Consider the following 22,175-nt stretch of genomic DNA (forward strand, 5'->3'; position numbering starts at 1 on the left):
TCTCTATGTCCCGCTATACTTCTTTATGCTTCACTATACCTCTTATGCTGCATTTGACTTTATTTCAGCTGTTTATCTGCACTCATATAAAACTTTTCATCCGGGATTTTGCCGCCCGTAATGTCAGGATTCATATTGTAAAATATTTTGAGATAGTCGTTTACTTCTTTCCGTACCTCAGATGCTTTGACAAATTTCAGGTTGCATCTTGGTATTGCAACTCTTGCAACTGTACTGTCTGCAAGTATCCCATATTTTGCAGTCAGAAAAGCGGCGCTGTCTGGATTATTATTTACCCAATCTGTTGATTTAGAGTAAATTCTCAATATTTTTCCGGTAAGCTCCGGATGATTTTTCATAAATTTTCCGTTACCTACAAAAGCTGTCTCGGCAATAGGGGTGCCGCAGGCTTTTTTCCACTCTGCGTTAAGGTCCAAAAGAGCATGAAGAGATTTATTTTTTGATAGAACCATGCTCACAAACGGCTCTGTAAGTACCCCAATATCAACACGTCCTGCTGCCATAGCACTTGTGAGAGCAGTATGTGTTGGAAAGCTGTAATCCAGCTTCACGTCTTTGTCAGGGTCCAGTCCGTTTTGCTTAAGCAGGTATCTGAAAAGAACGTCCGGCGTCATACCCTTTGCCATAAGATGAATTCTGCGCCCTCTTAAATTGCTCCAGTTTTTTATGGTAGAATCTTTGCCGCATAAGTAAAAAGTTCCCCAGATAGGGACCGCTGCAAGCCTGTAATCCAGACCTTTATTGTAAAGCACCGCCGCGGTTGTCATTGGCAAAATTGCAAAATCCGCCGTGCCGTCAATCATCATTTTGCGCACTTGCAGTGGCTCGTTCAAGATTACTATGGTAATTCCTTTTTTTACTCCGTTTTCTGAGTATAACCTGTCGTGATATTTAATACTGTCAATCATTTTTATCATCCCAAGAGCGGAAGGCCCTTTAAGTGTGGCAATTGTACAATAGTCTGAACTCTCTCTATTTCCGGCAGATTTCCCGCCGCAGCCAATAAGCAATGGAAGGCACGTAATAAATATTAAGGTGCATAAGTACTTTTTCATAATCCCGACAGATTCTGAAGTGTAAAATTATAAATTTTAAATGACTTGTTTGTAAATCCTCCAAACATTAATAAATTTGCAGAAAATATTTGACCGTTTTGTACTGAGGAACTCGCAAGCGAGTCCGAGGCCCGGCGGGAATCAAAAAAATCTAACCCGGAGGAAATTCTGATGGAAAAGAGAGTAGGCACAGTAATAATACAAGTAGAAAAGAAAGATAACGTTCAGAAAATGAACGATGTTATCTCTATGCATTCTGACATTATCATAGGACGTCAGGGATTGCCGCGCAGTAATAACTTTAATATTATCTCTTTGATTTTGGAAGGCACAACGGATGAGATTGGTTCTCTTACCGGACAGCTTGGCCGCCTGGATGGGATTCAGGTAAAATCGGCACTTCTAAAAAATAAAGATGATGAAGAAATATAGAGTTATTATTCCGGCGCTGATTGCAGTATTGTTTGTATCTGTAGCCGTGTCCGGAAAATCAAAAACAAATCAGAAAGTTAAAAAGACAACGGTTTCGTCGGTAGTTAAAGACACAACGGCTTCAGAGAAGGCGGAGAAACTTGGGGAAGTAGTTGTATCCAGCATGCGTGTAAACAGAAAACTTATGGAAGTACCTGCTTCTATGAGTATTTCAGGCGCTTTGGATTACAAAAAAAATTCCGCCTTTACTGTTGCCAATGTTTTGAATTCTGAGCCGGGCATTGCTTTTGGCGGTGACGGCGTTTGGTCAACCAATGTTGTTGTCCGCGGACTTGGCGAGAGCCGCCTTGTCACTTTAATTGACGGCGACAGAGTTGAGACAGCGTCTGATTTGACAGCATCGCTGAGTATGATAGATGTAAATAATATTGAGCGCGTAGAGGTTATAAAAGGCGCTCAATCATCACTTTACGGCAGCGGCGCTCTTGGCGGAATTATTAACGTGATTACAAAACAGGGAGACTTTGCTCCTCGCTTTAATGTGGGCGGCGGCGTTACTCCTTCTTATTCAACTGTTAACAAGTACTTCTCAAACAATGTGTTTTTAAACTTTGGAGATAAGAAGTGGTACTTGAGGGTAAGTGATTCCTATGGCAAGGCACATAATATTAAGACTCCCGACGGGAAAATTAATAATAGCGGTTTTAAGACGAATGATTTCTCTGCAAGCGCAGGCTTCAGACCATTTGCAAATCAGGTACTTAAGGTGCAATATCAGCGTAATTGGTCTAAAGATGTTGGAATACCGGGAGGTTCTGCTTTCCCCGGACCTGCAACTGCTTCTTATAAGAAAATAGGGAGGGCTCTTTTAGATGTCAGCTATGAATTCACAAATCTTACGGATGTCTTTAAATCTTTGAAATTCAAATATTACAATCAATATATCATCCGCAATGTAGAGATGACTCCAAATACTTCTACAACTGTAAAGATGCCAAACGGGATGAGTCAGGTAACAACGCCTAATCTTTTAACTCCTCATGCAACCCATAAAACTAATGGCGGGGAAATTGTAGGAACTTGGAAGTTCTCTGATAATCAGACTCTTGTAGCTGGAGTGGATTTATGGAGGAGAAATATAAAGAGCAGCAGAGTCAAATACGTGACTGTTAATGTTCTTAAACCTAATGGCGATACTTTAAAGACTAATCATGTAGAGAGGGGAGAGACTCCGCTTCCAACTGCCTCATTTACAAGCGCGGGCGCTTTTGCTCAGGATGAAATGCATTTTCTGAACAATAGACTTACAGTTACGGCCGGAGCAAGATTGGATGAAGTTTGGATTAAGAATGATAAATGCTATGATGTTGATTATATAATTTTGAATGGGGTTCGTACTGACAATCCTGCTACTCAAAGAGTTACATTTGACAAGAATAGTACTCACAATACTTCATGGAGTGCAAATCTTGGTGCCATTTACAAGCTGACTGATAATGTAGACGCTGTCTTTAATGCAGCCCGTTCATTCAGAGTTGCCTCATTGGAAGAGCGTTACAAATATATTGACCTTGGAAATTATGTAAGATTGGGCAATCCTAATTTAAAATCTGAAAACGGATACTCTTTTGATCTTGGTCTAAGAGTTTGGGGTTCAAAGGTTAATGTTGAGGCTTCTGTATTTATGAACAGAGTTAATAATCTTATTGTAGAAGAGAAGGGTTCTTTCATTTACACATTGGCAACAACAGGCAAGCAGGATACAATTCCGGCAATGGTGAACGCTAATGTTGATAGAGCTTTGTTGTACGGCTTTGATTTTAAGGCAGATTACAATGTAATTGATAATCTTGTTTTGTCTGCGGCAGTCTCTTATGTAAGAGGAAAGGATACCAGGGCAAATACAAGTCTGCCTCAAATCCCGCCGTTCAATGCAAGACTTGGCGCACGCTATACATTTACAAAATTAGGTTCCGCAGAACTTGCATGGACACTTGCAGCAAAGCAGAGCAAGATAGCGGCCGGCGAGACTGAGACTGCGGGATACGGCAGATTAGATTTTGCAGTTAATACCGTAAACTTCAGAATATTGCATGGTCTGTGGCTGCAGGTATTTGCAGGTATTGACAACTTGACAAACAATACCTATACAAATCACCTTTCAACTAACAGAGGTAGCATAAGCGTAGAACCGGGCCGTAACTTTTATGCCCGCGCTTGCTTTACGTTCTAGAATTAGCGGCAGGGCAAAATACCCTGTCCAGCCAAGCGACACGGGGACTGAAATATCTAACCATATAACCAACATAAAACATGGAGAATAGAGTCCCCAGACCTATCATCTCCCAATGCCAAGTTCCAAAGTAGGCAAAACAAAAAACAACTCCTATTAGAACTAACCCCGTGTCGCTAAATATTTTAACTTTTCCAAAATCTGAATGCAGCGCCTTTGAGATAGCAAGAGGGAATCCCTCTCCTGCCATCATAAGGACATCGCAACGTACTTCTATGCTAATGCCATAAGCCAGCAAACCTCCGCCAATGCACAACTGAACAAATCTCAGCAGGTAGCCGGTTGTGGTGCTGTCAAATTGAAATGGCTGGGTCAGCCACATTGTTAAATCTGTGTAAAATCCAAACAGCAAGCTGATTACAATTTGCAGCAGCTGGATAGGCTGAAAGTCTTTTCTCAGCAGCGCAATTTGAGAGAGGATGAATAATATGTGCATGCATATTACATACTGTCCCATTGACATCTTTGTACCGGGGGAAAGACTTAACACGTATGGCGGGCAAGAGATAGGCGATGAACCCAGGTTTGCCCTGATAGCCAAAGAAGTGCCAAATGCTATTATAAATAGGGAGAACATAAAAACTACATATCTGCGCAGCAATTCTCTTTTACTTCTTGTTTGCTTCTCCATTAACTTTATCTATCCTGAAATCGGCGGCAAAAGTAGCATATTTATAGCGTAATGCATATATTTGTATCATTAATTGTTTTTATAATTATTATTGATTTTTACAATGGAATTAACGCAGCTGAAATACTTTGTCAAATTGGCGGAAGAACTGAATTTTACAGAGGCCGCAAAGCAATTGTTTATTACGCAGAGTACGCTGTCGCTGAGCATAAAAAGGCTTGAAGATGAGTGCGGTACGCCGCTGTTTGACAGGATTGGCAAGTGTACTTATCTTACAGATGCGGGACGTGTGTTTGCAGACTTTGCAAAGCGTGCAATTAAGGAGACTGAATCCGGAGTGATGTGCATGAATGAGATGAGCGGGATTTATACGGGGAAATTGCACATTGGAGTTACATATAGCTTGCATGATATTTTAAATGATTGCATTCTGCAATTTGTGGAGAAATATCCCGATGCGGGATTGAGCATAATAGAATCTAACTCCGTTAAAGACTTGGAACAGATGGTTTTAAGAGGAGAAATTGATTTTGCGCTAACTTATGCCACCGCTAAGATGTCAAATTTAATTGAGTGCACGCCTTTGTTTGAAACTCCGCTTTGCGTCATTGCCCAAAAGAAACATCCGATTGTTTCCCTAAAAAAAATACCACTATCTGAACTTGGAAAATTTCCGTTTGTACTTTTTCCCTATGGAATTAATACCAGAATGGAGATAGAAAAAATGTTCAGCAGCAATAATGTCCCAATGATAAATCCAAGGATAGAGGTTAATGATGCGGGCCTTATCCTTCAGATGGTTGAAACGGGCAAGTGGCTGACAATCTTGTCTGAAGGAGTTGTGAGGCGCAGGAAAAATCTTAAAGCTGTTGGCATATCGTCAAGAACAAGCAATAAGCTTAACGGCTGTTTGATACGTCCAAAAGAGAAATATATTTCCGTTGTGGAGAAGTATTTTTATAAAATCATTAAGGATTATTGGGGAAAGAGGTGAGAGTAAATAATAAATTGCATAGAGAGGATAATGTGAACGAAATATGGAGCTGATAAGAAAAGAATTATATAAAGATAAAGAGAGTTGGGGATGGAGAGGCAATAAAAAAACAGCAAGCAGAAATTTCTGCTTGCTGTTTTTGTTTGACGTAATCCCTTATGCACCAAAATTATCGTACATGATATTTTCAGGCTGTACTCCAAGATTATCCAGCATCTTTATTGCGGATGATGTCATCATTGGAGGACCGCACAAGTAGTATTCAATATCTTCCGGAGCCGGATGATTCTTAAGGTATTCATCAAACAGTACTTGATGGATGAATCCTTTTGAGCCGGTCCAGTTATCCTCAGGAAGCGCATCTGATAGAGCAATGTGGAAAGAGAAGTTTGGATTCTCTTTTGCAATCTCTTCAAAATCACTCTCGTAGAAGATTTCTCTCTTGGAGCGGGCTCCATACCAGAAGCTGACTTTTCTCTTTGTATGAAGAGTCTTGAACAAGTGGAAGATGTGTGAACGCATTGGCGCCATTCCTGCTCCGCCGCCGATAAATACAATCTCGCTCTCTGTGTCCTTAATGAAGAATTCTCCGTAAGGGCCTGATACTGTGACTTTATCGCCTGGCTTTAATGAGTAAATATAGGATGAGCAGATACCCGGATTAACAGGCATCATGCCGCCTTTTGCTCTGTCAAACGGAGGCGTTGCAATACGCACGTTAAGCATAATGATGTTTCCTTCTGCAGGGTGGTTGGCCATTGAGTATGCTCTGAATGTTGGCTCTGGATTAACCATCTTAAGACCAAACAAATGCATCTTTTCCCAATCCGGCCTGAACTGCGGCTCAACTGCAATATCCTTATAATCAACGCTGCACTTAGGTACATCAATCTGAATATATCCGCCGCTTCTGAAGTTTAATTTCTCTCCTTCGGGCAGTTTGACAACAAATTCTTTGATGAATGTTGCAACATTCTTATTGCTTACTACGGTGCATTCCCATTTCTTAACTCCAAGAACTTCCGGAGGAAGAAGAATGCCAAGGTTCTCTTTAACTTTCACCTGACAGCCAAGCCTCCAATTGTTAGCCTGCTGCTTGCGTGAAAAGAATCCGATTTCTGTCGGGAGTATAGTGCCGCCACCGCTGATTACCTGGCATTTGCACATTCCGCAGCTGCCTTTGCCGCCGCATGCGGATGGAAGGTATACCTTCTGTTCAGCAAGAGTGGAAAGCAAAGAGTTGCCGGCGTTTACCTCCAGCTTTTTCTCTCCGTTGTTAATGTCTATTGTGACAGTTCCTGACGGAGTCAATTTGGTCTTTGCGTATAGCAGAAGACCTACAAGCAAAAGTGTAATTATCAAGAAGACAACTACAGATGCAATCACAACTAATGTCATACTATCCATAATTTCTCCTCCTATAGTTTAATACCCATAAAGCTCATGAATGCAAGACCCATAAGGCCTGCTACGATGAACGTAATTCCCAGTCCTCTAAGAGGTTTTGGAATATTTGAGTATGCCAGTTTTTCTCTGATTGCAGCTATGGAAACAATTGCAAAGAACCAGCCGAATCCGCTTCCTAATCCGTAAACGGTTGCCTGTCCAAGTGTTGCAAATCCTTTCTCCTGCATAAATAATGATGCTCCAAGAATTGCGCAGTTAACAGCAATCAACGGCAGGAATATTCCTAGTGATGAGTAAAGAGAAGGTGAATACTTCTCAACAACCATCTCTACAAGCTGGGTGATTGATGCAATTACCGCAATGAAAATAATGAAGCTTAAGAAACTTAAATCTACATCTGCAAGGGCTGGGGATATCCAGGTAAGACATCCGTCCGTAAGCAGGTATCTATTTAAAAGATAATCAATTGGAAGTGTTACTCCAAGAACGAATATGACCGCAACTCCAAGTCCCGCAGCGGTCTTGACATTCTTTGATACTGCCAGGAAGGAACACATGCCAAGGAAGTAGGCAAATATCATATTGTCTACAAAGATGGACTTTACAAATAAACTAAGTAAATCTTGCATGGCTAATATCTTTATTTGTCATTTAAATCCTTTTGGAAACTTCTCTGAATCCATATAAGGCAGCCGATTAAAATCAGCGCCATAGGAGGCATGATGAAGAGACCGTTATTTAAATAATGGCCGCCCTCTTTTACATACCATGATAGCGGAATAATTTGGATGCCGAACAATGTCCCGCTTCCAATTAATTCTCTTATAACTGCCAGAACTACAAGGATTAAACCGTAGCCTAATCCATTGGCAAGTCCGTCAACCAAAGAAGGAAGAGGTTTCTCTGAAAGTCCAAAGGCCTCAATTCTTCCCATGATTATACAGTTTGTAATAATCAATCCAACATAAACAGAAAGCTGCTTGCTCACATCGTAAGCATAAGCTTTAAGAAATTGTTCAATGACAATAACAAACATTGCCACAACAACCAGCTGGACTATAATTCTAATTCTATTTGGAATGCTCTTTCTTATCAGCGAAATTAAGAAGCTGGAGAATCCTGTGACAATTGTAACTGACAAAGCCATAACAATTGCAGGCTCCAGTTTTACAGTTACCGCAAGAGATGAGCAAATACCCAGAACCAACACCGTTACGGGATTGGCCTTTAAAATAGGGGTTGTAAATATCTTTTTATCCATTGCTATAACTATTTAATAATTAGGCTGTCGGCTGCAGCATTTTCCGTCTGAATAAATTCGGCCTTGTCGGCAGCATCCTTGCTATCCTTATTTTTCTGAATATAAGGAAGGTAATATTGCAGCCAGTTCATAAGCATTGTCTGGACAGCTGTGCTTGTTATTGTAGCTCCCGACAGTGCATCTACCTCATGTTCATGATCTTTTGCTCCGCCCTTAACTACTTTAACTGAAACCAGCGTATTGTCCTTAAAGATTTCCTTCCCTGAAAACTGACCTCTGAATTTGTCCGTGACAATTTCTGCACCCAGTCCCGGAGTCTCGCTTTTATGGTCATACAGAGCACCATAGACTGTGCGGAAATCATCCTGCAATGAAATATATCCCCAGATAGGTCCCCAAAGTCCGGGACCATAGCAGGAGAAAATACTAACCTCTTTTCCATCTGCGGTTTTGCATACAAAAACAGGAAGTCTTAGCTGTGACATAAGTTTATCTTTTTCAGAATCACTTGTTGCCGCGGCAATTTTCTTCATTATTTCATATTGCTCTTCCGGAGAAATCTGGAACGCCTCGCTCTTTACAAGGTTGGTGGAATCAGATTTGATAATCTCTCCTTTTGCATTGATAACCAAACCTTTAACAAAGTATTTGTTGAACTCGTTCTCTACATAAGTATTCTTGTTGGGTGCATTCTTAACATCCTTTGCAAGATTTGCAGAGCCTAGCATGCTCAGCTGTTTTTCAACATCTATGTTGGTTTGCTGTTTAGCTTTCAAACCCATTGAAACCAGAGCTAAGACGGCTGCAACTATTACAACCAGTACGGTTGAATAAATAATAGTGTATGAATTTTTATTTGTATCCATCTTATTCCGTTTTAACATTGTTATTAACTGCGGCAACGGTTCTTTTCATTCTCCTGTTAATGTTGGGGCGCATTACCATATAGTCAATAAGCGGCGCTACCGTGTTGAACATCAGGATAGAAAGCATCATTCCCTCTCTGTAGCCCGGATTGAATAATCTTAAAGTAACGCAGAACGCTCCAATCAAAAATCCGTAAATCCATTTGCCAACTTCTGTCTGGCAAGAACTTACAGGGTCCGTAGCCATATAGACAATACCAAATGCAAAACCTCCCATTACCAAATGATAAACGGCTGGAAGCGCTGCATAAGTTCCGGGAGCTGCAAACGCATTAGCAAGAAGTCCTATGCCCAATGCTCCGGCAACGCCGGAAACCATTATCTTCCAGCTTGCTACGCCTGCGCATATAAGAATTATTGCTCCAATCAAAATTGCAATAGTAGAAGTCTCGCCAAATGAACCCGGAATATTTCCGATGAACATTTGCAGAAAACTTGGAGTAGGAACTCCCGCAGATGCCTGAGCAAGAGGAGTTGCGCCGGAGAATCCGTCAACAACGCTTAGTCCTGCGGCAGGTTTTGTAAGTCCGGCAATCCAAATAGAATCTCCGGTAATTTCAGAAGGGTATGCAAAGAACACAAATGCCCTGGCCAGCAATGCCGGATTCCAGATATTCATTCCTGTTCCTCCAAATACCTCTTTACCAAATATTACCGCAAATATTACCGCAAGCGCAAGAATCCAAAGAGGAACATCAATTGGCATTATCATCGGTATCAGCAATCCGGTAACCAGATAACCCTCATTTACTTCATGTCCTCTTATTTGCGCTGAGGCAAATTCAATCCCAAGTCCTACAATGTAGGAGACTAATATTAAAGGAAGGATTTTGTAAAATCCAAACCATACCTTCATCCAGAATCCCCAGTCAAGACCAAAAGCAATTGAGTGCTGGTCTCCGGTATTCCACATTCCAAAGAACAAAGGAGGAAGAAGAGCTACAACAACCGTTATCATAACTCTCTTCAAATCAACGCAATCTCTTATTTGAGTGCGGCTCTTGGTTACGGTTGCGGGAACGGCGGCAAAAGATTCAAACGCCTCAAACGTTGAATGCAGCCATCCAAATTTTCCGCCCTTGCTATACTTTGGCTTAATCTTATCTATGTATTTTAATATCCAATTCATAACTAAGCCATCTCTTTAATCATTAAACTAATACCCTTGTCCACAATCTCCTGGACATTTATTTTAGAAGGGCAGACATATTCGCAAAGCGCAAGGTCTTCTCCTATAACTTCATAAATTCCAAGCTGTTCCATCTTGTCAATGTCTTCCGCAAGAATTGCCTTAAGAAGATAAACAGGATAGATATCCATCGGAACAACCTTCTCATACAGGCCGGTGACCACAAATGGTCTTACTCCGCCGTTAAGATTTGTATCCGGATTATATTTCTTATTAGGAGTCAGGAAAGAAAGATAGGTCCTGGAGAAGCTGAACTTCTTAGGTCTGAAAATTTTGGCCCATCCGAACATCTCTCTGTAATTGCCTTCAGATATGAGGGTTATCTGATCATCATAAAAACCAAGATAACCGTCGGGACCTACATTTTCACCATCCAGAACGTTGCCGCTTATATATCTGATACCCACTTCTGCTCCGCAAATCTTCTCCTCTTTTTTACTCCCGATAGCATCACTTATTGTGTGCATTGATATGCCGGGGATGCATTTAACATAAGCGGGATTCTCAACGCGGGTGCCCGCAATTGCAACAAGACGGGATAGATCATAAATGCCTGTTTTGAAGAACTTTCCAATTGCTGCAAGCTGCACAGGCTTGATGGTCCAAACAATCTCCCCTTTGCCGATAGGGCAAAGATGATGAATTTGAACACCTACGTTGCCTGCAGGATGAGGTCCCTCAAAACATGTCTTTTCTACTCCGTTTAATTTATAAAGCGGCGATGCTGCATAATCCTTAGCATCAAGGTTTACGTAGATTTTGCCGTTTGTGAATTTTGCTAGCGCGTCAATGCCGGTCTGCATATTTTCAATCTCATCTTTCATTGTGAAATTGATGTTTGCGGCAAGAGGCGCAGAATTGAAGGCGGAAATAACTATCGCCTTTGGCGTATCCTTAGGATTTGCTATGACGCCGTAAGGACGCTGAATAATGGAAGCCCATAATCCGCTGTCCAGTAATTTTTTTGTAAGATCTTCCCTGCTTGCTTTTTCCACGTCTTTGACTGCCTCAAAATTGATGTAGTCAAAGGTACTGTCGGGAGTAATTTCAACTGCCAGAAGTTTTCTCTTTTCTCCTCTGACAATAGCCTTTACTTTTCCGCTGCACGGGGCTGAGAAACCTATTTCCGGACGGTACTTGTCTGTAAATACAAACTGTCCTGCCTTTACAGTATCTCCCTCTTTTACAAGGAGTTTGGGCATTACAAATTTAAAGTCAGTTGGTTTTACAGCTATCACATCCGGGATAATGGTCTTCCAGATCTTCTGCTGAGCCATTCCGTTTAATGGGATGTCCAGTCCTCTGTGAAGTCTTATATTATTTATCATATAGTGATAGATTTTTTGCTTAAATTTTAAAGCGGCGCAAATATACATAACAAACGTAAGAAAACCCAAAATATCACTACATTTGCAGGACTATGGAAAGTGAAGGGAATTTAATTTTTGAAGGTCTAAACGAGCCTCAAAAAGAGGCAGTTAACCATATAGAGGGGCCGTCCCTGATAATAGCCGGGGCGGGCAGCGGAAAAACGAGGGTTCTTACTTGCAAGGTTGCCAATATTTTAGCAAAGGGGTACGATCCTTCTTGCGTATTGGCTCTTACGTTTACAAATAAGGCCGCAAAGGAGATGAAAGAGAGGATAGGCACGCTTGTGGGCAGGCGCGCCGCGTATAGAGTTTGGATGGGAACATTTCACTCTATATTTTTGAGGTTCCTGCGGCAATATGCTGAGCTGCTGAATTTTCCCCCGGGTTTCACAATTTACGACAAGGATGACAGCCGGTCTCTTGTAAAGAGGTGCATAAAAGAACTTCAGCTGGATGACTCTTCTTACAAACCTGCGGAGATAAGCAGCAGAATATCAAAGGCCAAGAATGATTTTATTACTCCCGACAGTTATGTCGCAAATGTACAGATGATGGAGGCGGACAGGCGTGCGCATAAGGCCAGATTCTGTGAGGTTTACCAGCTTTATCAGAAGCGGTGCGTTGAACAGGGGGCGATGGATTTTGACGATATTCTTCTTAATACATACAGGCTGCTGAGCAATTTTCCCGATGCATTCAGCCAAATAAAGGCAATGTTCAGATTCATCTTAGTAGATGAGTATCAGGATACTAACTTTATCCAGTATCTGATATTAAGGGGACTTGCGCAAGATCATCATAACATCACAGTTGTTGGAGATGATTCTCAAAGCATCTACGCTTTCAGAGGGGCAAGGATTGAGAATATTTTAAACTTCAGAAAGGATTATCCGGAATCAAAAATTTACAGGCTGGAGCAGAATTACCGCTCTTCCCAGACAATTGTAAATGCGGCTAATTCGCTGATTAGCAAGAATAAAAATCAGCTCTCCAAGAAATGTTTCTCAGAGAAAGATATGGGGGAGAAGATAGAAATCATACAAGCATATACGGAACAGGAGGAGGCTTTGCTTGTTGCCTCTTCCATAGCGGAACAGATGTATAAGTCCAAAGAGAAGTATGATGCGTTTGCAGTTCTGTACAGGACTAATGCTCAGAGCCGTGCAATAGAGGAGGCGCTGCGCAAGAAGAACATGCCTTATAAAATTTTTGCCGGTCACTCTTTTTATGAGCGTGCGGAAATTAAAAATATGATAGCATATCTCCGCCTTATTGAGAATCCTCTTGATGATGAGGCGTTTAAGAGAGTAATAAATTTTCCGGCAAGAGGCATTGGCGCAACTACCTTGGAAAAACTTATTGGAGCTGCAACTCTAAAGCACACATGCATTTGCAATGTTGTAAAAGAACTTACTCCGGATGAAATCAATTTGCGTCCCGCTGTGCTGGGGAAGATAAGAGACTTTGTGGCAGGCATAGATAAGCTGCGGGAAGGACTTGATACTCGCGATGCTTATGAAATTGCCGTTCAGCTGAATACGATGTTTGGAATAACCGCGGAGATGAAAAAAGATTTATCTCTTGACGGGCAGAGCAGGCTGGAAAATGTTGAGGAGTTCTTTAATAGTATCAAAGAGTTTGTTGATGAGGGAGCTGCTGAGTATGTGGAACTTGAAGGGGCTGATAATGAGGGTGCCGACGGTGCAGGCAATTTGGCAGATGGCGGACAGGAGCCTGATGTACCGCTGATTACGCTTGATTTATATCTGCAGAATATTGCATTGATTAGTGATTCTGATTCTCCTGTGTCGGGCTCGGGTGAGATAAAACCGGCAGGAAACGGCGAAGAAAAAAATGAGAATAAAATTTCTCTGATGACCGTTCACGCTGCAAAAGGACTTGAGTTTCCTTACGTGTATGTAGTTGGAATGGAGGAGAATCTTTTCCCCAGCGGAGGAGCTTACGGAGCTTCTGAAAAAGATATTGAGGAGGAGCGCAGGCTGTTTTATGTGGCTATAACCAGGGCCAAGGAGGGAGTGAAATTATCATACGCGCGTTCCAGAATGAAGTATGGAGAGTACGTTAACAATTTGCCAAGTAGATTCCTTAAAGAGATTGATAAACAATATCTTAAGAACCCAATTGAAGGCGCGGGCGCTGCATCTGATGGGGCCTCATTTTTAAATTTCGGGCAGCGTTTTGTTAAGCCAAATAATCAGAGATCCAACATTGAAGTTAAGCAGCCTGAGCAGAAGAGAGATAGTCTGGCCGGCGGCGGGCGCTCATATAGCCGGACATTTACTCCTGCATCTGAGATGCGTCCAAAAGATCCCAATTTTATTCCCGATTCGCCTCTTAAGATGAAAGAGGGACAGAGGGTGGAGCATGAGCGTTTTGGTTTTGGCACAATTTTATCACTCTTCGGTGACTCTATAGACAGGAAGGCAATTGTGGATTTTGACCATGGAGGGAGAAAAACCTTGCTTCTTAAGTTTGCAAAGATGAAAATTGTTTAATTTTTGCAAATTGTGGCACGGAGTTTGTAATATGAAAAGAAGTTTTTCATAGTTTAAGTTTAGGTTAAGTAACGAGACCGTCTAGGGTCTCGCGAAAATTAAAAGGTCGGAAGCCGCCAGGTTCTCCGGCCTTTTCTTCAATTTTACCATCTTGTAAAAATATTTTTGTCCCGACAGGGTACATTATACGCTTTGGCTTGGATTCCCGCAGCTCTCAATTTATATTTGCATATACCTCCGCAGGGTGATATGGTATTTCTTAAAAATATTGTATATGAGAGAATTGTGTTGGAAAGGCGGATGCATGAGGAATTTATGCTGTGCCATTTTTATTGTTGGTCTTTTAATGAGCGGCTGTACGCCGTATATATCTGAAGAGAGCGAGACCGGCCGGGAAGAAACTGTCGGGAGCTCAAAAATTACATTTAGAATTGACGGGGATTCTTACAAAAAAGCTGTGCAGATAACTGAAGAGTCTGCAGGCGCTAATGCTTTGATTTCCAAGAATGTCAATTCATTATCCGGATTGCCCGGAGTGCTGGATACAAATAATTACATACTTAAGGTTATAAACAGTTCCGGCAAGGAAATTTATTCCGGAGCGTATGCATCACGTCCGGAAGTCTTAAACGTTACAGCCGGAACTTACACTGTAAGAGTGCTTTCCAGAGAGTTCAAAGAACCGGAGCAGGACTTTCCTCTCTTTGGGGATGAGCAGACTGTGAAAGTAAAAAAGGACAGCACGGCTAGAGTTGCACTTATATCTTCACAGCTGACCGGCGGAATTAAGCTGGCATATACTTCAAACTTTACAAGATATTTTAAAGGAACCGGCGTCTATATGAAAAAGGATTCAGCCGTTGCAAAATGTTTTTATTACTCGCCGCATTATGTTTTTTTCTATCCCGGAGATGTCTCCGTCATCTATAAAAACAAGGACGGTGACCCGTCATACACTCCTGACGATATCAAAACTTATGTTGATACTGTATTGCTAACCAGAAAGTTAAAGGCTGGTGACATGGTGACAATAAAACTGGATTATGTGCTTTCAAAAGTAACAGGTGAAGGAATAAAAATTTTAGTTGATACTACAAGAAATTGGGTAAGCGAATACTTTAATTTAGGCAGCATTGCTCCGTATGGAAGCAATTCCATATTTGAGGCGGGCAAGGCAATCGGGGACACAATGACAGTGTTCGGCTACATAGTAGGAGGAGACTTAACTTCCTCATCTGTAAAGAGAAAAGCTCCATTTACATCAAAGACTCATTTTGCAATTGCCACTAATTCATGGCAGTCTCTTAGAGAAAAATGCATGGGTGTTGAATTGTCAGCTTCCAGCAAATTCCGCGGTGAACTAAATCTTGTAGATAATCCATGGCTGCTTGGGAAACCTGTAATTGTAAGGGGCACAATTGTGGACTCTTATATGGGCTATCCGGGAATGAAAAGCTTAAAGTTTTATAAATTACTATAGCCTTTGTAAAATCTTGTTAATAAGGTAGAACTATTTGTAATCAGAACCTGTATCCAACATTAAGGTTGAAGCAGTAATTGTTGAAATTATTAGATTTCAAGTCAGTAAATCCAATCTGTACGGCTGCTCCAACCAAGAAGTGGTAGACGTCAAAACATAATTCGGCGTTAACTCCAAAATCGTTACGTTTGAATTTGCTCTCCTTAAACAGATCCTTTGTCCCTGTGGAGTACTTAGCCTTACCATTTACGCCATAAGCATAGTAAGGACCTAATGCCAAATCAAGGCTAATATCCTTTGTTTTGGAGAGAGGGAAGCGGTACATCAAATTAACCGGGATTTCTATGTATGACAAGTGTAAATCTTGGTATCCGTATGTTTTGTATAGATAATCAGAGTGATTAACACCTTTTTCTGAAAAGAATACGGATGGCTGAATATATACTCCTTTTCCAATACTAATGTCTGCGGCTGCCCCGGCCCTCCATACTGTCCTGTGATTGAAACTCCAGTCGCCCCCTCGTGTAAATGTACTCATGTTAAGCCCGCCTTTTACTTCCCAATTTACCTTGGACTGTGCAAAGGAAAAAGATGCTGCCATCATCATAACTGATAGAAGAATAAGTTTTTTCATATAACCACATTTTCTTGCAAATTTATATTTAATATTGAATAGTTGTAACTGATAACTTAATCTTTCTAAATAAATTAACTAAATTTGTGGAATAAGAGAGGCAGATTTTATAAAGATTATGGAAGAGAAATTTTTTGCACATCCTTCTGCGATTATTGATGATAATTGCACAATTGGAGAGGGGACAAAAATATGGCACTTCTCTCATATTATGGAGGGGGCTGTCATTGGAAGACATTGTAATATCGGACAAAATGTTGTGATTTCACCGGGCGTTGTACTTGGAAACAATTGCAAGGTTCAGAACAATGTATCTGTCTATACAGGAGTTGTTTGCGGGGATGATGTATTTCTTGGCCCGTCATGTGTTTTTACAAATGTTATAAATCCCCGCAGCGCGGTAAATCGCAAAAGCGAGTATGCTCAGACTCAAATCGGGACCGGGGTCACGATAGGTGCCAATGCTACTATTGTATGCGGCCATGACATTGGAAATTACGCGTTTATAGGAGCGGGCGCAGTTGTTACCAAAGAGGTTCCGCCCTACGCTCTTGTAGTTGGAAACCCTGCAAAACAAATAGGGTGGATGAGCGAATACGGTTACAAGCTCATTTTTAAAAAGGATGAAACAGGCTCATTTACAGCTGTATGTAAAGGCAGCGGAGTGAAATATAAACTTTATAATAATACTGTTTATAAACTTTAATTTTATTTATTTTCGCAGCTTGCAGTTATATCATTTGCATGTTCTGCTACAAGTTTTGTGAGTTTATCGCTCTTTGCATAGAACAAGAATATTACCGTAACAACAAGAGTTGTAACAACAGCAATTACGTAACCCAGGTTTGCAGCCATGTGAAATCCGCCGCGGTTTGATGGTGCCATCATAATATATGCTACGCAGATAAAAGTAAGAAACATTGCGGGCAAAGTCATTATCCAGTGGCATTTCTTTTCAGATGCAAGATAAGCTGCACAAGTCCAAAGAGTTATGGCTGCTAGCGTTTGATTGCTTATGCCAACCAGATTCCAGATTTGAGTAAATTCCATGTTGCTTACCAGGAATGCCAGGAAAAATATAGGGATGGCTATGTAGATTCTGTTTTTAATTTTTTTCTGTCCAATGCCAAATGCATCTGCAATTACAATTCTCATGCTTCTGAAGGCAGTATCTCCGCTTGTAATTGGACATACTATAACTCCGATTATTGCAATTATTGCCCCGAATTTTCCAAGCCAGCTGTAACAAATTGTGTGGATTATTTTTGCCGGAGTCATTCCGCCTGCAAGCGCAACATTCAGTCCGTCAGCTCCGTTATAAAATGCTATGGCAGCTGTTGCCCAAATGCTTGCAACAATACCCTCTGTTATCATTGCGCCGTAGAAAACTTTTCTTCCGTATTTTTCATTCTCTATGCAACGTGCCATCAGGGGAGATTGTGTTCCGTGGAATCCGGAAATTGCTCCGCATGAGATGGTTATGAAAAGCATGGGAATAAGATATGCCGGTGAAGGTGTTTTAAAATTATGGAACGTTGCAGGTGTCAGCTCCATAAGTTTGCAATGTATTGCAGGGTTGGATGAAAAACCGTGATATATAATTGCGCCAAACAGCATGACAGCCATAAGTATCAGCACTGCACCCATATAAGGATAAATCTTTCCGATAATCTTGCTGATTGGCAGCAGCGTTGCGCAGATGTAATATGCAAAAATTACAAAAAGCCAGATTTTGATATTATTTGTATTTGTCAGGACATTAAGCAAATCCGCGGGACCGTTTACAAATGAAGAACCAACTGCCAGCAAAAGGAAGCAATTGAATACCACCATTACCACACTTATTTTCTTGCCCAAATATCTTTTAGCCAGTCCGGGAAGCTGGCTGCCGTTATTTCTAACTGAAAGCATTCCGGAAACATAATCGTGAGCAGCTCCCATAAAGATACAACCTATTATTATCCATAAATAGGCAAGGGGTCCGTAAGCGGCTCCAAGAATTGCTCCGAATATTGGTCCAAGTCCGGCAATATTCAGAAATTGAATAATATAAACTCTTTTATAATCAAGTACCTCATAATCAACTCCGTCTGCCAATCTGTGGGCCGGGGTTATTCTTGCCGGATCCGCCCCGAACATTCTCTCCAAATATTTGCCGTAAGTGAAATATCCAATTATTAGAAGAACAATAGAAAGCAAAAAAGTTATCATGATAGTACAGGTTTAATCAAATTGTGATGCATTAAGAAAACCGCCATTGGTGATGCATCGGCACTCCTTTGGCGGTTTAAAGTTACAGAAAAAATGTTTTTGTTGAATTTTTTATTCCCGACAGGAGTTATTCAACTTCAACACCTTGTTCTTTAAGCATTTGTAGTCCTATGTCTTTTAGCTTGAATTTCTGAATTTTTCCGCTGCCTGTAAGAGGAAACTCCTTAACAAAAAGAACGTATTTAGGAATCTTAAATCTTGCAATCTTGTTTTTGCAAAATTCTTTTACGTCAGATTCATGGATGTCCGCACCCGGCTGGAGAATGATAAATGCTCCAACGGCTTCTCCGTATTTCTTGGATGGTATTCCTGCAACTTGCACATCTTTAATCCCTTCCATGTGATACAGAAATTCCTCTATCTCACGCGGATAAATATTTTCACCGCCGCGGATAATCATATCTTTTATTCTGCCGGTAATCTTATAATTGCCGTGTTCATCCTGAATGCCAAGGTCTCCCGAGTGCAGATACCCGTTTTTGTCAATTGTTTCCGCAGTTGCTTCCGGATTGTTATAATAACCTTTCATATTATTATAACCCTTGTTGCAAAGTTCTCCCTGTTCTCCCGGCTTGCAAAATTCTCCAGTCTCCGGATTGATTACTTTTACATCTGTGTGTTCAAACTCATAACCTACTGTAGTGCAGCGTTCTATAAAGCTCTGTTCTATTCTTGTATGAGTCATTCCCGGGGATGCCTCCGTTAATCCGTAAACGCTGGTTACTTTCATGTACATTTTATCTTCTACCTCTTTCATCAGTTCAATAGGGCAAAGAGAACCAGCCATGATTCCGGTTCTTAAAGATTTCATGTTAAACATTTTGAACATGGGATGATTAAGTTCCGCTATAAACATTGTTGGAACACCATAGACCGCTGTGCATCTCTCCTTGTGGATAGAGGCCAGAACAACCAGAGGATCAAAACGTTCAACCATTACTTGTGTACATCCGTGTGTAATACAATTCATTGTTGCAAGCACAATTCCAAAGCAATGAAATAAAGGAACGCAGCAGCAAAGTTTGTCATCTGACGTAAATTTCATGTGCTCGCCGGTAAGGAATCCGTTATTTGCAATGTTGTAATGCGTTAGCATGACGCCTTTTGGAAAGCCTGTAGTACCGGAGGTGTATTGCATGTTAATTACATCATGGCAATTAGTTTGAGCTCTTAATTCATTTAGCTTATTGTCATCAGTATGATCTCCAAGCAAGAAAAGCTCCTGGGTATTGTACATCCCTCTGTATTTTTCTTGTCCGATGAAAACTACGTTCTTCATTTTGGGGTACTTCTCGCTCTTCAGCTCTCCTCTCTGGCAAGTTCTAAGTTCCGGCAACATCTTGTATACCATCTCTATATAGTCAGTATCCCTGTCGCGATCTATAAGACAAAGAGTCTGCATATCAGAATCTTTGCACAGATATTCAAGCTCGCTCTGCTGATAGTTTGTATTAACGGTAATGCATATTGCGCCAATTTTTGTACAGGCGTACATTATTGTAAGCCAGTCAGGTACATTGGTCGCCCAAATGCCGACATGAGAGCCTCTGGTTACTCCAATTTCTATGAATCCTTTTGCCAGCCTGTTAACTCTCTGATTTAGTTCTGCGTATGTGAATCTTAAATCTCTGTCCGAATAGACTATGGCCTCTTTGTCGGGTGTCTCTTTCGCCCATTTCTCCAGCCATTGTCCTATTGTTAGGTCAAAAAGAGGAAGTTCTTTGTTTTTCCTTTGTAGAAGTTTTTGAATGTCTGCAATGAATTTTGCTCTCTTAATTTTTTTATCCTCTTTAGTGATTTTTCTATCTTCTTTAATGTGCTTAACTTTTTTTATCTTTTCCATTTTGGATTCCTCCCTTAGGCGGGTACATAAATGACTCCCAGTACCTTAGCCTTTTTTGTCGCTGATGCTGAACCAACAAAATGAGGTACTATGGAATCATAGTAGATGCTGTCTCCTGCCTCAAGCGTATGTGTTTCTTTTCCGTAAATAACTTTAATAGAACCTTCCAGTACAAACAGGAACTCTTCTCCCTCATGTGAAGAAAAAGTCTTCTTGCCTTTAGACTGTTCAATTTCAACTAGATATGTCTCCATCTGCCTATTCCTCTTGTTTTCAGCTAAAGAATAGAAATGTATATATCCTCTCTCGCTATTACGGCTTCTCATAACAGGGGATTTAAGTGCCTCCTTAACAGATGAAACCGCTGCGCCCAAATCTTCCTCTCCATCCAAGAGCGTTCCGAGTCGAATTCCGAGGACTCTGGTAACCTTTTGAAGATCACCTATGGTAGGGGTTCCGTTGCTTCCCTCCATTTGTTTAAGGAATTTGACATCTAGTCCGGTCTCTTTGGCAAGGTCGCTCAGCGACATCTTTCTTGCCTCTCTGGCAGCAGTTAATCTGCGGCCGATTTGTGTTTTTTCTTGTTTCATCTTTTAAAAAGAATTTGGCGGCAAATTTACGAATAAATGATTAAATTGCATTTGAAAAGGGCCAAACAGTGCCTCCCGAGGCCAGCAATGAGGCTGGAAAATGAGTGGTAATTTATTGATATAAAGGATATTATATTACTATTATAATGTTGTTATAAATTGTAACATAATTTTGACAACTTTCATTTTTTCAAAATCATGGAGTAGCAAAAAGGCCATTTTAATAGCGTTTGAGGACAATTACAATTTAAAACTTTGGATTATGGATTTCAGATTGAAAGTTTTTGAGGTAACATCAGAAACACTGAATTTTACAAAGGCTGCGGAGATATTAAAAATTTCACAGCCTGCTGTTACAAAGCACATACAAGAGTTGGAGAAAGAGTATGGTATTCAGCTTTTTGCAAGACACGGGACAAAACTGGAACTTACTTATCAGGGAGAATATTTTTTAGCGCGGGCAAAAGAAATCTTGATAAAATACAGGGAGCTGGAGTCAGAAACTTCTATGCTCAAAACAGTCTTTTCCGGCAGCATAAAAATTGGAGCGCCTGCAGCCCTTTATTACGGCGTAATTCCCAGGCTTGCAGCCGATTTCAGCATGCTATCTCCCGGAGTGAAAATGGATTTGAAAATCACGGAGTCCGGCAATATACGCAATGAAATAAAAAGCGGTAAAATAGATGTTGGGTTCTCCTATAATTCCAAGAGCGCAAAACATTTTTTTATTCGCGACAGTTTAGTACTTGTTTCCGACAGCCAAATAGATGCACTGAAGGATGAGGCATCTGAATGTGAAGGCATTAAGTTAGCTGCAGATAAGCTGAATCTCATCTCATACAGGGGAGATGCGGAGACTGAAGTTCAGCTGAAATGTCTCTTTTCAGCCTGTGGATTTAATTATTCAAAAGCTAATGTAATTGCTGAATTGGAGAATGCAAAATCAGCAATAGATTTCCTTATTAATTGCAAAAAAGCAGGTGTGGGCAAAAATGCTACCACGTGTACTTTTCTGTGGCGCAGCCAGATATCGGAATATCTCAGACTCGGACTTCTGCATGCATCTGATTGCCAATGGTTAAACGATTCGGACGTATCTAAGGAAAGAATGCCAGGCGTTTCTGCGGAGAGAATATCCGGCGTATCGGCCGAAAGAATTTATGGAATAGAGGGGGCTTCCTCCCCCAAAAATAACCGTTTTATAGAGTACGCATCTAAATGGGGAGAGAGGGTATTTGGCAGTGAATCTAAATAAAAAAGCG

General features: G+C 40.9%; 19 protein-coding genes. 7 read left to right on the forward strand and 12 right to left on the reverse strand.

What is annotated here, in order from left to right:
- Window positions 1-59: 59 nt before the first annotated feature.
- Complete coding sequence (locus LKM37_05965) at window positions 60-1,076, reverse strand: ABC transporter substrate-binding protein (GenBank protein MCI1720543.1); 1,017 nt, start codon at window positions 1,074-1,076, stop codon at window positions 60-62.
- 171 nt (window positions 1,077-1,247) lie between these two features.
- On the opposite strand from LKM37_05965, the gene LKM37_05970 reads away from it, so the two are divergent.
- Both LKM37_05970 and LKM37_05975 read left to right on the forward strand, forming a co-directional pair.
- Window positions 1,248-1,508 (forward strand): hypothetical protein, encoded by a 261-nt coding sequence (locus LKM37_05970; protein ID MCI1720544.1) that lies wholly within the window; start codon window positions 1,248-1,250, stop codon window positions 1,506-1,508.
- Complete coding sequence (locus LKM37_05975) at window positions 1,492-3,741, forward strand: TonB-dependent receptor (protein ID MCI1720545.1); 2,250 nt, start codon at window positions 1,492-1,494, stop codon at window positions 3,739-3,741. Before LKM37_05970 ends, LKM37_05975 begins: the two co-directional genes overlap by 17 nt.
- Here the strand turns inward: LKM37_05975 and LKM37_05980 are convergent.
- Window positions 3,731-4,432 carry a DUF6198 family protein gene (locus LKM37_05980; GenBank protein ID MCI1720546.1) on the reverse strand — a complete coding sequence of 234 codons (702 nt, stop codon included), beginning with the start codon at window positions 4,430-4,432 and terminating at the stop codon, window positions 3,731-3,733. The two genes, LKM37_05975 and LKM37_05980, sit on opposite strands and share 11 nt — an antisense overlap.
- Before the next feature lie 103 nt (window positions 4,433-4,535).
- Between LKM37_05980 and LKM37_05985 the strand changes: the two genes are divergently transcribed.
- Window positions 4,536-5,426: a LysR substrate-binding domain-containing protein gene (locus LKM37_05985; protein ID MCI1720547.1), complete on the forward strand. Its 891-nt coding sequence runs from the start codon at window positions 4,536-4,538 to the stop codon at window positions 5,424-5,426.
- Window positions 5,427-5,582: 156 nt separating this feature from the next.
- Here the strand turns inward: LKM37_05985 and nqrF are convergent, their stop codons facing one another.
- The 6 genes from nqrF to LKM37_06015 are packed head-to-tail and all read right to left on the reverse strand — an operon-like array spanning window position 5,583 to window position 11,537.
- The gene (gene nqrF, locus LKM37_05990) at window positions 5,583-6,824 is read right to left on the reverse strand and encodes an NADH:ubiquinone reductase (Na(+)-transporting) subunit F (GenBank protein ID MCI1720548.1); all 1,242 of its coding nucleotides are present in this window, start codon (window positions 6,822-6,824) and stop codon (window positions 5,583-5,585) included.
- Window positions 6,825-6,844: 20 nt separating this feature from the next.
- Window positions 6,845-7,462: an NADH:ubiquinone reductase (Na(+)-transporting) subunit E gene (gene nqrE / locus LKM37_05995; protein ID MCI1720549.1), complete on the reverse strand. Its 618-nt coding sequence runs from the start codon at window positions 7,460-7,462 to the stop codon at window positions 6,845-6,847.
- A gap of 11 nt (window positions 7,463-7,473) precedes the next feature.
- A complete protein-coding gene (locus tag LKM37_06000; GenBank protein ID MCI1720550.1) occupies window positions 7,474-8,094 on the reverse strand; it encodes an NADH:ubiquinone reductase (Na(+)-transporting) subunit D in 621 nt (206 codons plus the stop codon).
- Window positions 8,095-8,102: 8 nt separating this feature from the next.
- A complete protein-coding gene (gene nqrC / locus LKM37_06005) occupies window positions 8,103-8,960 on the reverse strand; it encodes an NADH:ubiquinone reductase (Na(+)-transporting) subunit C (protein MCI1720551.1) in 858 nt (285 codons plus the stop codon).
- A gap of 1 nt (window position 8,961) precedes the next feature.
- Entirely contained in the window at window positions 8,962-10,149 is a 1,188-nt protein-coding gene (locus LKM37_06010) for an NADH:ubiquinone reductase (Na(+)-transporting) subunit B (GenBank protein ID MCI1720552.1), read from the reverse strand.
- Between the two features lie 2 nt (window positions 10,150-10,151).
- Window positions 10,152-11,537: a Na(+)-translocating NADH-quinone reductase subunit A gene (locus tag LKM37_06015; protein ID MCI1720553.1), complete on the reverse strand. Its 1,386-nt coding sequence runs from the start codon at window positions 11,535-11,537 to the stop codon at window positions 10,152-10,154.
- Window positions 11,538-11,629: 92 nt separating this feature from the next.
- Here LKM37_06015 and LKM37_06020 point away from each other — a divergent pair, with 92 nt between their 5' ends.
- Both LKM37_06020 and LKM37_06025 read left to right on the forward strand, forming a co-directional pair.
- Window positions 11,630-14,095 carry a UvrD-helicase domain-containing protein gene (locus tag LKM37_06020; protein ID MCI1720554.1) on the forward strand — a complete coding sequence of 822 codons (2,466 nt, stop codon included), beginning with the start codon at window positions 11,630-11,632 and terminating at the stop codon, window positions 14,093-14,095.
- Window positions 14,096-14,369: 274 nt separating this feature from the next.
- Window positions 14,370-15,575, forward strand: coding sequence for a DUF4493 domain-containing protein (locus tag LKM37_06025; protein ID MCI1720555.1), 1,206 nt, complete (start codon window positions 14,370-14,372; stop codon window positions 15,573-15,575).
- Window positions 15,576-15,615: 40 nt separating this feature from the next.
- On the opposite strand, the gene LKM37_06030 is transcribed toward LKM37_06025, so the two are convergent.
- Window positions 15,616-16,209, reverse strand: coding sequence for a PorT family protein (locus tag LKM37_06030; protein ID MCI1720556.1), 594 nt, complete (start codon window positions 16,207-16,209; stop codon window positions 15,616-15,618).
- A 118-nt stretch (window positions 16,210-16,327) separates the two neighbouring features.
- Here LKM37_06030 and LKM37_06035 point away from each other — a divergent pair, with 118 nt between their 5' ends.
- On the forward strand, window positions 16,328-16,915 hold the full coding sequence (locus LKM37_06035; GenBank protein MCI1720557.1) for an acetyltransferase: 588 nt from the start codon (window positions 16,328-16,330) through the stop codon (window positions 16,913-16,915).
- A 2-nt stretch (window positions 16,916-16,917) separates the two neighbouring features.
- Here the strand turns inward: LKM37_06035 and LKM37_06040 are convergent, their stop codons facing one another.
- The 3 genes from LKM37_06040 to LKM37_06050 form a co-directional block, all read right to left on the reverse strand.
- Window positions 16,918-18,420 (reverse strand): carbon starvation protein A, encoded by a 1,503-nt coding sequence (locus LKM37_06040; protein MCI1720558.1) that lies wholly within the window; start codon window positions 18,418-18,420, stop codon window positions 16,918-16,920.
- A gap of 127 nt (window positions 18,421-18,547) precedes the next feature.
- The gene (locus tag LKM37_06045; protein MCI1720559.1) at window positions 18,548-20,323 is read right to left on the reverse strand and encodes an AMP-binding protein; all 1,776 of its coding nucleotides are present in this window, start codon (window positions 20,321-20,323) and stop codon (window positions 18,548-18,550) included.
- 14 nt (window positions 20,324-20,337) lie between these two features.
- On the reverse strand, window positions 20,338-20,913 hold the full coding sequence (locus LKM37_06050; protein MCI1720560.1) for a cupin domain-containing protein: 576 nt from the start codon (window positions 20,911-20,913) through the stop codon (window positions 20,338-20,340).
- A gap of 262 nt (window positions 20,914-21,175) precedes the next feature.
- Here LKM37_06050 and LKM37_06055 point away from each other — a divergent pair, with 262 nt between their 5' ends.
- A complete protein-coding gene (locus LKM37_06055) occupies window positions 21,176-22,168 on the forward strand; it encodes a LysR family transcriptional regulator (GenBank protein MCI1720561.1) in 993 nt (330 codons plus the stop codon).
- The last annotated feature ends 7 nt before the right edge of the window (window positions 22,169-22,175 follow it).

The organism is Bacteroidales bacterium, from assembly GCA_022647615.1.
In the GTDB taxonomy this organism is placed as follows: domain Bacteria; phylum Bacteroidota; class Bacteroidia; order Bacteroidales; family UBA932; genus Egerieousia.